This is a genomic window from Candidatus Symbiopectobacterium endolongispinus (assembly GCF_018777385.1).
In the GTDB taxonomy this organism is placed as follows: Bacteria; Pseudomonadota; Gammaproteobacteria; order Enterobacterales; family Enterobacteriaceae; genus Symbiopectobacterium; species Symbiopectobacterium endolongispinus.
Genome location: NZ_JAFJYB010000004.1, coordinates 514,364 through 528,647, shown reverse-complemented (window position 1 = coordinate 528,647; position 14,284 = coordinate 514,364). Strand labels below are relative to the sequence as shown.

Sequence of the window (14,284 nt, the reverse complement as noted above, 5' to 3'; positions counted from 1 at the left end):
CGCAACAGATAACTCCCCGCCATTCCCGACGATGGCATTAATAGAATGCAGGACACACGCATGGATACCACGAGGCAAAACGTCGTTTTAGCCACCGGCAACCCCGGAAAAGTTCGCGAACTCGCCGATCTGCTGGCGGATTTTGGCATTAATATCGTCGCACAAACCGAGCTGGGCGTTGATTCTGCCGAAGAGACCGGGTTGACCTTTATCGAGAATGCACTGCTCAAAGCGCGCCACGCGGCGCACATCACCGGATTGCCTGCAGTGGCCGATGACTCGGGTCTGGCGGTTGATGCATTGGGCGGTGCGCCGGGTATCTACTCCGCGCGCTACGCCGGAGTATATGCCAGCGATCAAGCCAATCTGGACAAACTGCTCGATGCCATCAAGGATGTCCCTGACGAACAACGCGGAGCCAGCTTCCATTGCGTGCTGGTCTATCTGCGCCACGCCGATGACCCGACGCCGCTGGTCTGCCACGGCCGCTGGCATGGTGTGCTGACGCGTAAAGCTGTGGGCGAAGGCGGCTTCGGCTATGACCCTATCTTTTACGTGCCGAGCGCAGGCAAAACGGCCGCAGAAATGACGCACGATGAGAAAAACGCGCTGTCGCACCGTGGTCAGGCGCTGCGTTTACTGCTGGATGCGCTGCGTCATGCATAAACTGCCGCCGCTCAGCCTGTACATTCACATTCCCTGGTGTGTGCAAAAATGCCCGTATTGCGATTTTAACTCCCACGCCCTCAAAGGTGAGGTGTCGCATCAGGAATATGTAGAGCACTTATTGGCGGATCTGGATGCGGATCTTCCGCTGAGCGGCGACCGAGCTCTCAGTTCAATCTTTATCGGCGGCGGCACGCCCAGCCTGCTGAGCGCAGAAGACATGCAGGCACTGCTTGATGGCGTGCGTGCCCGCTTTCCCCTTAGCGCGGATGCCGAAATCACCATGGAAGCCAACCCCGGCACGGTAGAAGCCGATCGCTTTAGCGGCTACCAGCGTGCGGGAATTAATCGAATCTCCATTGGCGTGCAAAGTTTCAGCCCGGAAAAACTGACGCGTCTCGGACGTATTCACGGCCCGGAAGAAGCCAAGCGGGTCGCACGTCTGGCGGCCGGGCTTGGGCTGCGCAGTTTCAATCTGGACCTGATGCACGGCTTGCCGGATCAGACGCTGGAAGAAGCGTTGGATGATTTGCGTCAAGCGATTGCGCTCAATCCACCGCATCTGTCGTGGTATCAATTGACGATTGAGCCGAATACCATGTTCGGTTCGCGTCCGCCGGTGCTGCCCGATGACGATGCGCTATGGTATATCTTCGCGCAGGGCCATGCGCTGCTCACTGCCGCAGGCTATCAGCAGTATGAAACGTCTGCCTACGCCAAACCGGGCTATCAGTGTCAGCACAACCTCAACTATTGGCGTTTTGGCGATTATCTGGGGATTGGGTGTGGTGCACATGGCAAGATCACGCGCGCTGACGGGAGTATCCTGAGAACTGTAAAAACCCGCCATCCGCGCGGTTATATGCGCGGCACTTACCTGGACCAGCGCAATGAAGTGCAAGTGGAAGATCTGCCGTTCGAATTCTTCATGAACCGTTTTCGGTTGCTGGAACCCGCGCCGCGTAGCGAATTCAGCGCCTACACCGGTTTGTCCGAGAGCGTGGTGCGCCCACAAATAGACTGGGCGTTGGCGCAAGGTTATCTGACGGAAACCGCTACCCACTGGCAGGTTACCGAACACGGCAAGCTGTTTCTGAATTTTTTGCTGGAAGGATTTCTGGCGGAATAATCGCAGCCAGAGAAAGAAAAAAACAGGTGAACGGTTAGACAGTGCTGACCGTCACTTGCTCTCTAAAAATGGATAACGCCTGTTTTTTGATTGTTGGCAAATCTACAAGGTGATAATTTCATGCCCCTGCACGGAGCTGAAGGGCATTATCAATGATAATAAAAATCTATTCCTCACCAACAATCAACGCAAGTATTACCGATCGAGCGGCAGGGAAAACCGCACAAAAAAATAGCCTTTCCCGATCTATTAGCTTTACCGAAAACTCAAGCAATGACATTAAAACAAAAGCAAAAGAAATATCATTAAAATATGATCTTCTTGTTGACGATATTTTATGTGACACCCCCGGCATCCTGAAAAATCAACGGGAACGCCTCCGTACTATCGGGCTTGCCGTCACAGCATTAGAACAGCGTGCAAAAACAGACTCACCAAATTCGGAAAAAAACCAACGCTGAATATCGCTATTACCGAAAGGATAAAAAACATATGTAATGCACTCCCTGTCAATAAAAAAGAAAACTTCACACACGATAACGCCTATCTGTTGCGTGGGAATAATTTTATTTCTGAATTTCTTTCATCAAAAGGAACCGCTGTCGATAAGATAAGTTATGCGCAGCTGTTGAGTATCGGGGACAAAATGAGAAAAAATAGTGCCAATCCTGCTTCTGTTGATCAAATGGCAATAAATAAATTCTCAACCGTTTGGGATCTTCGTACCAAGTTAGCTCAACAGTAGTATCTCTATTATTTTCTTTGCCTCAACGTACCAGCGTCATGAAAAATGCAGATAGATGTTTAAAAACAATTTTTTATTTATCTTAAAAAATGATAACAGTACCGTGCAGAAAGCGGTTGTCGTTTACTAACCTTCGCAGTACGTCAAAAATTTACTGCATTATTCAACCAATACTAAATCAAATTTAAAAAAATCAACGGTGGGCTATTCTTTATAGATTCAATATTTCGATGATGTTAGCTTTAAGAAAACTAAAATTAACACGGAGATAAAGCTTATGTTCGGTTCAATACAGCCATCGTCTTCAGCAAAAGAAAGTCAGGTTATTCATACAGAAAAAGTGCTCATCCACATAATCTACTTTCTAATTCTTTCCACACCATAAAAAATGAACCGTTGGAACTTAAAATCAGAGAAAAAGAAACGCTTTTATATCAGGCGGCAATAAAAAACCCTAACTTGAAAGAAATGCCTTCGGTCAATAGAGAGTATCCTACAAGATGATCAGTTACACTCACTCGGCATGGCAGTGACCACCGTAGCCAATATTGACATGATTAACAATGCATATCCTCATCATATTAAGGTAGATGCGCAAACAGAAAAAACCGTTAACGAGATATGCGACAATGCGCCAAGGGGAAAATCCGTTGGAATAGGCGAAGACAATGCTATCAACAATCGGGGAAAAGCGTTTATTTCTGGTTTTTTAACTTACCAATCGCCTATTGATGTGACGCATTATGCACTAGCTCTCAATATTGGTCATAGCAGCAAGTCTAATGAGATTGATCCTATCATGATTAATCAATTTACGGACTTATGGAAAATTCGCTCAGAAACATCAAAGCCCGTAGACACTCATTGATATTTTGCATGCTGAAACAAGCTTCGATGCGGTGATCGCATATCAATGTGTGGGATGCCGTCCTCATCGTACACCTCACTGCAAGGCATAAAGCCGAAGCTGCCGTAGAAGTGCTGTAAGTGGGCCTGCGCTGAGAGGAAGAGCGGCTTTTCAGCCCAGTGGCGAGTGCAAACCACCAGCACATGCTGATGGAGCATGTGCTGGGCGCAACGATAACGCGCCCAATTTTCACACTGTCTTTTATTGTTTTAGGCGCGAGCAAGCGGACGTAAGCCACCATTTTTCCTTGATGATACGCGGCCACATGGCGATGACTATCCACCAAATCCTGTCCGTCAATATCCTGATACGGGCAGTTCTGCTCCACCACAAAGACCTGATTGCGTAACGCCAGATGTCATACAGCGCATACAGGTTCAGATCCTTGGCACTCCAGTCGTGCCAAATCAGGTTCATTTTCATTTCCTGAGCCATTACCGCCATTTCGTCTATCCCTTCGCCCCACCGGTTGAACGTCGCGCACGCGCCGTCGTCACCCATAGCACCACAATACTTAAGGCAAATAATACGCCAAACCCAACGCCAATGCTGAGAACCGGAACCCCCAGTTTCACCACCAACGAGTAGAGGCCAAGCATCAGCAGCATCGCAGTGTTCTCACCCAGGTTTTGTACTGCAATCGCGTTACCCGCCCCCTCGCTGATACGTCCTCGCTCTTGCAGCAGCGCATTAAGCGGCACGATAAAAAAGCCTCCCAGCGCACCGGTAACCACCAACAGGCCATAGGCGCCTACCAGGTTGGTCTGCAAGGTGAAAAAGACCACCGCGACACCAATCAGCACCCCGGCAGGCAGGCAACGGCGCGCGGTTTTCAGCGTAATCAATTTGGCCGCCAGCGCCGCACCTAGCATAATCCCAACCGCCACCATGGCATTGAGCAGCGTCGGCGTTGCGTTATCCGTGATACCGAGCGCTAACGGCACCCACAACACCAGCAGAAAGCGCAGCGTTACGCACGCACCCCAAAACAGGCTGGTGCCGATCAAAGAGAGTCTGGCATCACCGTCACGCCACAGTGTGATAGCCGCAGAGAAGAAGCCTTGCGCCATGCGTTTCGGGTGACAGGAGGTGCCCGGTCACGCCGCTTTCAGGCGTGGGATCATCAGGTTCGCCACCAACGCAATGCCATAGGCCAACGCACAGGCACCCAACGCCAGATACAGGTTCCAGTCAGCCAGCACGCCGCCAGCGACCGAACCAATCGGAATAGCCGCAATGGTCGACGCTTCCATTAATCCGTTGGCTTTCACCAACTGATCGCCGTGGGTGATTTCGCCAAGAATGCCGTATTTGGCCGGCGAGTATGCCGCCGCCCCGACGCCGACCAACGCATAGCCAAGGAATGGATTGCCCCCCACGCAGATAGACAGGGCACCCAACAGCTTCAAGGCGTTGGCGAACATCATCACCCGCCCTTTGGCAAAACTGTCAGCCACTTGCCCAACAAAAGGGGCCAGTACGATATAGGCCGCCACAAATCCCATTTGCAGCACCGGCTGGCTCCACTCGGGATAGAGCAACGATTTGATCAGCGCCAGTGTGGCAAACAGCAGCGCATTATCGCCAAAGGCAGAGAAAAACTGCGCAACGATGACCGCATTCATACTGCGCGACAGCAACGGCGGCACGGCACCTTCCTGCGAACTCATTCTGCGCCCTCCGGCTGCTCTGCCATCTGGCGCAGCGTTACGAAATCCGGTTTGCCGCTGCCCAACAGAGGCAGCGCTTTAAGCACGCGAATATCACGCGGCACCGCCAATTCCGGCACCCCGCTGCTGCGCGCCTGCGCCAACAAACGCTCGCGGGTCAGCGTACTGTCAGTGGTAAACAGCACCAGCGCTTCCCCTTTACTGCTGTCGCTTTTCGCGCTGGCAGCATGCTGTTTATCCGCAGAAACGAGCAGCGCCAACTGCTCCACGCTCTCCAACGACACCATTTCTCCGGCCAACTTGGCAAAGCGCTTCACTCAGCCCACGATGGTACAAAAGCCCTGCGCATCCAAATCGACAATATCGCCGGTGTCATACCACCCCTCCTGCAGTTCACCCTCGACATTTTCCGCCGCCGGGCGCTCCAGCACGCCAGGATTTTCTACCCGCAGGTAGCCCTTCATCACATTGGGACCACGCAATTGCAACCGGCCACCGCGTTCGATGCCCGGCACTGGAATCAGCCGGGATTCAATCTCTGGCAGCAAGCGCCCTACGGTATGCACCTTTGCGGCCATCGGAACGTTGATCGCCACCACCGGCGCACATTCGGTAACGCCATAGCCTTCAAGGATGCGGATACCGAATTTATCCTGCCAGACGTTACGCACGTTCTCAGACAGCTTCTCAGCCCTGGCAACCACGTAGCACAAGCGAGCAAAATCATAAGGGTGCGCCACGCGCGCGTAGTGTCCAAGGAAGGTGGAGATGCCAAACAGTACGGTACAATTCTGATCGTAAACCAGCTCAGGAACGATGCGGTAATGCAGCGGACTGGGGTAAAGGAAAACCCGCGCGCCGGTCAGCAACGGGGTAAATAAACCCACGGTCAAGCCAAAGGCGTGGAACAGCGGCAGAGCCGACATAAAGCGATCGCGCGGGGTAAGCGAATCTGCTCGACGTTTGCCAGCAGACTGGCGTGAGAATGCAGCACGCCTTTCTGGTTGCCTTCAGAACCGGAAGTAAAAAGGATCATCGCGGCATCATCAGGTTGATGTGGCACCATAGCTCGCACCGGAAACAACAGGTGGAATAAAATCCACGCTTTGTCGGCCAGGGTTACCGTGCCCTTTAAATCTTCCAGATAAACCCAGTTGGCCTCTTTCACCTGCTCCGGCAGGTGGGTCAGCTTCCCTTTTTCCAGAAACTGGCGTGAGGTGACAATGGTTTTGATTTCCACCGCCAGCATCGCGCTCTTGATGCCCTTTGCCCCCGCCGTGTAGTTCAGCATGGCAGGCACGCGGGCGCGCAACGAGGCGCCGAGAATGGCCGCCGCCGTCACCGTGGCATTGGGCAGCAGCAGGCCGACGTGCTCTTTTTCTCGGGTAAAACGTTGCAGGATGCGGCCAACGCCGAGGGACTTTTTCAGCAACCCCTGATAACTGTCTTCACTGAAGGCGATATCCGCAACGGACGGCGAGCTGTAGCCATAGCGTTGGCGGGCAAAGAGAAATGCCTGATACAGCGTCTGACGCGGGCGCGTTTCCATACGCGCGGCCATCATGATGCGGTGCAAGTGTTCACCGGCCAGTTCGCGCCGTTCACGCGCGCTGCCCGCTACCGGCATCGGTAATGTGGTAGGCGGCAAATAAGAGAGGGTGACCTGAGGGAAAAGGCGTTGCTTAAACGTACCTTTAAGGCGACCAAACGGGCTGAACGCAATACCTTCGATGCGCACCGGCACCAGCGTAGCGCCCGATTTTGCTGCGACGAAAGCTGCACCGCTGTAGATCTTCATCAGGGAGCCGGTAACGGTGATACGCCCTTCGGGGAACACCACCACCGGGCGGCCCTGCTCAATCACTTTGATAAGCCCCTTGATTGCCAACGGTTTGGTCGGGTCGAGCGGCACAAAATCGATATAGGGTTTCAGGAAACGCATAAACCAGCGATCGCTGATACTGGAATAGACGGCAAACACTGGCTTAATCGGCAAAAACAGCGCCAACAGCACACCGTCTAAAAAGGATTGATTTGGCGTAATCAGCAGTTTTGATTGTTTAAATACCGCACTATCGCCTTCAATCCGTATGCGATACAGGCGCTAGAACAGCCAGCGCAGCAGGGTGTATATCATTCCTTCTCCCATAGTCAGGCCATCAGCGTGCGGGAAGCAAACTGGCCCTTCACAGTTAAACGACCACATAAAAACGGCGGGACATATAAACTACTATAGCTAGCCCAAGAGTGTCAGGGCAACTGCGCCACACGCATGATGCAGAAATAACGAGAGAAAATGGAAAAAGTGGGGAGCAAACGACAGGCAAAAAAAACCTACGCATCCGCGTAGGTTGGTGCAATTTCATGGTTCAATGTACTTCTGCGATTTACTCGACAGAGTCCATCGATTTACCACCAATCAATACCTCTGGGATGGTCTACTCTAGAGACTCCCCCCTAATGAGGCCAGTGGACAATCGCAAGAGATCTGCTCTAAGTGCAACCAACTGTAAATTTCTGCCGAGTCATGTAAAGTCGGCATCCCATATTGTGATAAAAATCCCCTTCCGGTCTAAAACGTGATCTACATCTCACGCTGATCGGCCCTGTTTGCCGATAGCTATCTGGCGTTGCTCGGTGGATTTCTGGATGCGGTTGTCCTCGTAAGGGAAAACAGCACTGCATTTTACAGGAACAAATAACCACACAAATAACGTGCATTTAGGCGCTTTTTTCAACGGAATTGTTTCCCACTCACGCGCTACTATCAATCACGCTTGCATCGGGCAAGTTCATAAAATCGTATAAAGGTTATGGAAAATAATGAAGAATTATAAGATTGGCACCAGGCTCGCTGGGGGATTCGGCTTGCTGATCCTTTTTTCTCTGGTCATGTTGGTCTCCGGGGTATACCAACTGAAACAAATCTCAAGCAGTACCGCATGGATGATGCAGGCGCCGTTGCAGAAAGAGCGTCTGGCCGCAGACTGGCACGGCGCGCTGGTGGCTGGCGTACAGCGTAGTATGGCCGTTGCGATGAGTGATGATCCGGCGTTGGCAAAACTGTTCGAGGCGGAGAATGTCGCCGCGAGCAAAGAGAGCACTAAACGTCAGGACGCCTTTGCCAGCCTGATTTCGACGCCCGAAGAGAAAGCCCTGTTTGATAAACTCGGTGAATTCCGTCAGCTCTATCTGGACAAGCGCAACGCCATCACCGCTGCTAAAAAAGCGGGCAATATGGAACAGGCCAAGCAACTGTTCGAAAACGAATTCATGTCCGCATCGTGCGGCTATCTGGCCAGCGTAGAAGCGTTGAGTGAACACCAGCGCAGCGCCATCGATGAAATGGGGAAAGCCATCGACAACAGCACACACAATGGTTATCTGTTTCTCTGGGTTATCGGCCTGCTGATTGCCGTGGTCGGCGTGCTGATTGCCTGGGTATTAACACGTAGTATTGTGCATCCTTTAGAGCGTGCCGTGCAGGCGACACAGGCGGTAGCCGATGGCGATTTGACCCATGACGTCCGGCCGGAAGGGCGCGATGAAGCCGCGCAACTGCTGCACGCCCTGCACAACATGACCCAGCGCCTGCGTAATATTGTGGGTGAAGTACGTGAAGGGTCTGAATCCATTGCCGGGGCGTCAGGGCAATTGGCAGCAGGTAATATCGATCTCTCTAGCCGCACCGAAGAACAAGCCAGCGCGCTGCAAGAAACCGCGGCGTCCATTGAACAACTGGCTTCCACCGTGCGTCAAAACGCCAACAACGCCAAACAGGCAAATCATCTGGCACAATCCACCGCGGTCAGGCGCAAGCAGGCGGACAGTTGGTGACGGACGTGGTGAAAACCATGGGCTCTATCTATGCGTCATCGAAAAAAATCGTTGATATCATTGGCGTGATTGACAGCATCGCCTTCCAGACCAACATTCTGGCACTGAATGCCGCCGTAGAAGCCGCCCGTGCCGGTGAACAAGGTCGCGGTTTTGCCGTGGTCGCCAGCGAAGTACGTAATCTGGCGCAGCGCAGTGCAGGTGCCGCCAAAGAGATCAAGGAACTGATCGACCATTTCGTACAAACGGTGGAAGCCGGTAATCGTCTGGTTGAACAGGCGGGTGAATCGATTGTCGGGATCGTCAACGGTGTGCGCCAAGTGAGCGATCTGGTCGGTGAAATCAGCTCCGCCAGCCAGGAACAAACGCTGGGGATTGAGCAGGTAAACGTGGCCGTCAACCAGATGGAAACCACTACCCATCAGAACGCCGCACTGGTGAACGAGGCGTCGGCGGCAACGCAATCGCTGCAACAGCAGGCGGCACAGTTGGCGCGTACCGTCAGCATTTTCCGCCTGAGCAACCGGGAAAACAGCGCCGCGTTAGCAGCTAAACCGCTGCCTGCGACGGCTACGGCGGCACCGAATGCGCTTCTGCTCAAGCCAGCGCTCGGCGTCAACAAGCCTGGTGCAGATAAAGAAGGTGATTGGACATCGTTCTGATGTAATACCCGTCTCATTTCGCCTTAAGGGGCGAACTGAGATTAATGACAAAGCCTATCACACCCTTGTCGTCCTCGGCGTAGGCCGGGGACCTCTGACAGAAGAAACGCGTTTAGCCTGTAGAAGATTCCCGCGTGCGCGGGAACGGCAGTGGGTTTATACCAACGCCTGATGGTAGAGCCGTACCGGTTTGGCCGGGTATTCCAAACCATCACCGATATAGTGCCAGCCCATTTTTTCGTAGTAACCGCTAAAGGTGGCATACAGGTAAAGGGATGAAAAACCAGCGTGACGACTATAGGTCAACACGTGCTGTTGCAGTGCTTTACCTAATCCTCTATCCCGATAATTTTCATCAATATAGAGCGCTGCCAGCCAGGGAGAGAGATCCTGGCGACTTTGCAGATCGCACAGCCACAGCCCTACGGTGCCCACCAGTTGCCCTTCATCCAGTGCGATAAAGGTCAGGGGCAACCCCTATTGCCTATTGCCGCATACTGCTTTGTACAATACTGGCGAAAAATTCACGACCATTGTGGCGATCGAACGCCTGCCACAACCAGTCCGTCACCTGAGCCTGATGGTGCGGATGGGAGGCTAAAGGAACAATCTCAACCATAACCCAGTAATCCTGATACGGGCACAACGCGAGCACCCAACATGTCTATTCAGACCAGTTTTCCCTGAAAAATCGGTACCGAATCGAAAAGATAACCATCAAATTCTGGCGCATCCGCATCGGAAATCGCCATCAGCGTGCTTTTGACATTTTCCAAATGTTCCCACATCGCCTGATAGGAACCTGGTACGTCACGTCGGCGCAGTGCCGCCAGGATGGTCTGGTGATCCACCAGCCATTTCAGACGATAATCGTGTTTGCCAACGTGAGCATAAAGCTGCTGCCACAGGGGGTTATCGTCACGGCAGGTCCAGATATGACTGACCGATTCCAGCAGCATATGGTTTTGCGTCGCGCCGGCAATTTGCAGGTGAAAAAGCTTGTCATAATCGCTGCGGTAGTCGTTTGCCGCGATCGCCGCCTGCTCTTTTTCCAGCGTAACGCGCAGATTTTCGATATCAGCGCGGGTCGCCATGCGTGCGGCAAACGCCGCAATATTACTCTCCAACAGTTGGCGCGCCTGCAACATTTCAAAAGCGCCAATGCGGTGATGAGACTGACTCTCTTGCGTTTCCTCATCAGGGATGCAGAGCACATAGACACCCGATCCCTGACGAATATCAACGGTGCCTTCAAATTCCAGCATCAGCAACGCTTCGCGCACAATGGTGCGGCTAACGCCGTAGGTTTCAGCAATGTTTCTTTCTTGCGGCAGGCGGGACCCAACAGGGTATTTTCCCTGCTGAATTTTCACGCGCAGATCGCTGCCGATCACCTGATACTGTTTCTTTTCTTGCAGAACCACATCTTTCGCCACACATTCACCCTAGATACCGCAGCCCAACAGATAACGCGCACGTTGACCAGATGCCACCGTGCCAGAGCACGACGACACACCGGTTAACAACAACGCGCGGCATGCCGCGCGTCAGGATATTGCGGCTAGTTTACCAAACTCAACGCCTGATCGAGCACTTTGGCACCATTTAATGTGCCATAGGCGACGGAGTCGATCACGGCAATCGGCACCTGATATCTGTCAGTCAGCTTTTGATTTTCTGCCAGTTTGAAGCGAACCTGCGGCCCCAGCAATACCGCGATGATGTCCTGACCGTAATCTTGCAGTTCCTCACGCAGATTTTGTTCAGGAATGGCGTAAATTTTCAGTTCCAAGCCGCGCGTCGTGGCTTCTTTCTCCATTTTTGTCACCACCAACGAGGTGGACATGCCCGCCGAGCAGGCCAATACGATACGTTTCATGGCGAATCTCCTTGGGTGCTATTTGTCTTCATCATCCAGCGCGTGTGCGTGTCGCGCAACTGCCGAGAACCAGCCTGCCGACGCCTTTGGTCGACGCGCCCGTTCCTGCTCAAGATCGATCTCAATCAGGCCATAGCGATTTTTAAACGCATTCATCGGGGAGACGTTATCGGTAAAGGCCCACAGCATATAGCCCTGACAGTTCGCCCCCTCTTCGCGCGCTTTCAGCGTCCAGTAAAGGTGTTCGGCAATAAAATCGATGCGGTAGTGATCCTGAATCACGCCGCCGCTGTTTTTAAAGCGCACTTCGTTTTCCACCCCCATGCCGTTTTCTGCCACAAACCAGGGAATATTGCCGTATTCCTGCGTCATGCGTTGCGCCATGTCATAAATGATTTTGGGTTGGATTTCCCAACCTCTGGAGGGATTCATACGGCGTCCCGGCAAGGCAAAATGTTCATAGTAGTAGGCGGGATGAAACGGCGTATCGGGATGCCATGCCCGCTCTGGCGCTTTCACCCGGTGTGGGAAGTAAAGATTGATGCCCAGTTCATCCACTCGATTATCACGGATGACCGCCAGTTCATCATCGGTATAGGTCCATTTCACCTGATGCTTTTCCAGCAACGCCAACAACTCTGCCGGATATTCGCCCTTCACCGCCGGATCGAGAAACACGCGGTTGAAGAACAGATCGTAAAGGCGCGCCGCCTCAACGTCGTGCGCGGCGTGGGAACGCGGGTAGGTCACTTCCGGATTGAGGATGGTGCCGATACGCCCACCGTCGCGCTCGTGACCGTTGGCACGAAAGCAGGCAATGACTTTCGCTGTCGCCAGATTTTTGTGATGATTCCACCGCACCCAAGTGCCAGTGTTTTGCTCATAAGGATAACGCTCAGCATCCAGATAGACACGGGTTTGCACCACAATCGGCTCATTAAACACAAACCAGCGCTTCACCTTATGAGCATACCGGTCAAACACCGCTTGTGCGTAGGTGACAAACCACTCCACCACTTGCTTCGATGCCCAGCCCTGATATTTCTCCATCAGAGTAGCGGGCAGTTCATAATGTTCCAGACACAACATCGGGGTAATCCCCTGCCGCAACAGTTCATCGATGACGCTATCCACATAGTCAGCATAGGTTTCATCGACGATGCCATGTTCATAATCGATCATAAAGCGCGACCAGTTGATCGAGGTACGGTAGTGCGTCAATCCGCACTGTTTCATCAACGCAATGTCTTCGCGATAGCGGTGATAAAACTCGGTAGCGCGCGCCGGGCCATAGCCGTTATGCCACACCTGACGATCCTACTTGTACCACAGGTCCAGATAGGAATCCTGCCATGCCCGCTTTCCGCTCCACCCTTCGGTTTGCCAAGCGGATGCCGCAGCACCCAGGATAAAATCCTCGGGGATGGTGACAGTAACCTTACTCATCGTTCAGCTCCTTACCCTGGTTATTTGCTCGCCGCGTTAGCCTGCTGTGCCGCCTGCTCCGCTTCCCGCTGCGCCAGATCGGCACGACGTGATGCCACCTGCAAGAAGGGCAGATAGATCAGGGTAGCGGTCAGAATGCACACCATTTGCGTCACTACAGCGCCCATGGAGCCAGCGGTAGAGAGCCAGGCGTTGATAATAGGTGGCGTGGTCCAAGGTACCATCACAACCGCTTTACCGGCAAAGCCCATGCTGGTGGCAAAGTACCCGGTGGTGCCGGTAACCAACGGCGTGATGATAAAGGGAATCGCCAGGATCGGATTCAGCATGATAGGCATACCAAAAATCACCGGCTCATTGATATTGAACACGCAGGGGCCAAAGGAGATCTTGGCGATCTCTTTCATTTCCCGCCGTTTAGAGGCAATCATCACCGCCAGCAAAAGTCCGATGGTCAGCCCGGAACCCCCTATACTCATATAGACGTCCCAAAATGGCATGGTGATGATATTGGGGATCTCTTGTTCCTGCTCAAAAGCGGTCATATTGACGGCGATCGCCCCCAGCAGCAGCGGTTCGCGGATCGGTTTGATCATCTGGTTGCCGTGAATACCGATAACCCAGAACAGTTGTGCGACAAACATCAGTACCAGCAACCCCGGCAGGCTCTGCACCACCGACTCCAGCGGCTGCTGCACCACTTTATAAATGGCGTCATACAGGCGCATACCGGTCATAGCGTGGAAAGTGAAACCAAGGGTAGCAATGAACGTCACGGTGATGATGCCAGGGATCAACGCCGAAAACGATGCGGCAACGTTAGGCGGTACGCTGTCTGGCATTTTGATGCGCAAACGGTCTATTTTTTCCAGCTTGCTGTAGATCTCCACCGAGAGGATGGCAATAAACATGCCGGGAAACAGGCTGCGTGAGCCGTTAATGTGCCCCTGTTCGATCCCGATCAGAAACACCGCGCCAATGGTCAGAAAATTGAGCGTTGCATAGTTGATACAGCTCATGATGGGTTTGAGAGGTGCCAAAAAAGAAAACATCGCGAAACTGGCCAGACCGTTTTTCGGATCGAGCACCATGTTGGAGATCAGCACGGAAAAGGCACCGACGATAATCACCGGCATCAGGGTAATAAACGAGGCCTTGATGGCCATAATATAACGCAGACTATTGAACTTATTGGTAAAAGAACCCAATGCGTCAATCACTTGGTCCTTGAATGACATAACAGCACCTCATCACAATGGTTGTGTCGTGCGGGACAGCGCCCCAGATAGCCGTTACGCGCAGAATGCATACCGCTCATCGCGCATGTGCTTTTGGCATACCAA

At 52.8% G+C, this 14,284-nt stretch carries 7 protein-coding genes and 6 pseudogenes; 5 read left to right on the top strand and 8 right to left on the bottom strand.

The genetic code is table 11. From position 1 onward, the window contains the following. Positions 1–60: 60 nt before the first annotated feature. From rdgB to JZM30_RS18230, 4 genes are all read left to right on the top strand, one after another. Entirely contained in the window at positions 61–666 is a 606-nt protein-coding gene (gene rdgB / locus JZM30_RS18245) for an RdgB/HAM1 family non-canonical purine NTP pyrophosphatase (protein ID WP_252320414.1), read from the top strand. Then, positions 659–1,795: a radical SAM family heme chaperone HemW gene (gene hemW, locus JZM30_RS18240; protein WP_252320412.1), complete on the top strand. Its 1,137-nt coding sequence runs from the start codon at positions 659–661 to the stop codon at positions 1,793–1,795. Before rdgB ends, hemW begins: the two co-directional genes overlap by 8 nt. Positions 1,796–1,947: 152 nt before the next feature. Beyond that, positions 1,948–2,256, top strand: a complete 309-nt coding sequence (locus JZM30_RS18235; protein ID WP_252320409.1) for a hypothetical protein — start codon at positions 1,948–1,950, stop codon at positions 2,254–2,256. Positions 2,257–3,063: 807 nt separating this feature from the next. Further along, a complete protein-coding gene (locus JZM30_RS18230; RefSeq protein WP_252320407.1) occupies positions 3,064–3,408 on the top strand; it encodes a hypothetical protein in 345 nt (114 codons plus the stop codon). Here JZM30_RS18230 and JZM30_RS18225 read toward each other — a convergent pair. From JZM30_RS18225 to aas, 3 pseudogenes are all read right to left on the bottom strand, one after another. Continuing rightward, positions 3,402–3,864 (bottom strand): annotated as a pseudogene (locus JZM30_RS18225) (GNAT family N-acetyltransferase). The gene JZM30_RS18230 and the pseudogene JZM30_RS18225 sit on opposite strands and share 7 nt — an antisense overlap. 32 nt (positions 3,865–3,896) lie before the next feature. Beyond that, a pseudogene (gene lplT / locus JZM30_RS18220) lies at positions 3,897–5,117 on the bottom strand (lysophospholipid transporter LplT). Further along, positions 5,114–7,218 (bottom strand): annotated as a pseudogene (aas, locus tag JZM30_RS18210) (bifunctional acyl-ACP--phospholipid O-acyltransferase/long-chain-fatty-acid--ACP ligase). Before aas ends, lplT begins: the two co-directional pseudogenes overlap by 4 nt. Before the next feature lie 722 nt (positions 7,219–7,940). Here aas and JZM30_RS24840 point away from each other — a divergent pair. Continuing rightward, positions 7,941–9,616, top strand: a pseudogene (locus JZM30_RS24840) (methyl-accepting chemotaxis protein). Positions 9,617–9,772: 156 nt separating this feature from the next. Here JZM30_RS24840 and JZM30_RS18200 read toward each other — a convergent pair. From JZM30_RS18200 to JZM30_RS18180, 5 genes and pseudogenes are all read right to left on the bottom strand, one after another. Beyond that, positions 9,773–10,235 (bottom strand): annotated as a pseudogene (locus JZM30_RS18200) (GNAT family N-acetyltransferase). A 49-nt stretch (positions 10,236–10,284) separates the two neighbouring features. Continuing rightward, entirely contained in the window at positions 10,285–11,052 is a 768-nt protein-coding gene (locus JZM30_RS18195) for an FCD domain-containing protein (protein ID WP_252320403.1), read from the bottom strand. 125 nt (positions 11,053–11,177) lie between these two features. Then, entirely contained in the window at positions 11,178–11,495 is a 318-nt protein-coding gene (locus tag JZM30_RS18190; RefSeq protein ID WP_252320401.1) for a PTS sugar transporter subunit IIB, read from the bottom strand. Positions 11,496–11,513: 18 nt separating this feature from the next. After that, a pseudogene (locus tag JZM30_RS18185) lies at positions 11,514–12,941 on the bottom strand (glycoside hydrolase family 1 protein). 20 nt (positions 12,942–12,961) lie between these two features. Further along, positions 12,962–14,179, bottom strand: coding sequence for a PTS sugar transporter subunit IIC (locus tag JZM30_RS18180; protein ID WP_252320399.1), 1,218 nt, complete (start codon positions 14,177–14,179; stop codon positions 12,962–12,964). Between the last annotated feature and the right edge of the window lie 105 nt (positions 14,180–14,284).

What these genes read in the sequence shown, in the direction of transcription:
- hemW (WP_252320412.1), top strand. Translation starts at nt 659, where the DNA reads ATGCATAAACTGCCGCCGCTCAGCCTGTACATTCACATTCCCTGGTGT.
- JZM30_RS18235 (WP_252320409.1), top strand. Translation starts at nt 1,948, where the DNA reads ATGATAATAAAAATCTATTCCTCACCAACAATCAACGCAAGTATTACC.
- JZM30_RS18190 (WP_252320401.1), bottom strand. Translation starts at nt 11,495, where the DNA reads ATGAAACGTATCGTATTGGCCTGCTCGGCGGGCATGTCCACCTCGTTG.
- JZM30_RS18180 (WP_252320399.1), bottom strand. Translation starts at nt 14,179, where the DNA reads ATGTCATTCAAGGACCAAGTGATTGACGCATTGGGTTCTTTTACCAAT.
- rdgB (WP_252320414.1), top strand. Translation starts at nt 61, where the DNA reads ATGGATACCACGAGGCAAAACGTCGTTTTAGCCACCGGCAACCCCGGA.
- JZM30_RS18230 (WP_252320407.1), top strand. Translation starts at nt 3,064, where the DNA reads ATGGCAGTGACCACCGTAGCCAATATTGACATGATTAACAATGCATAT.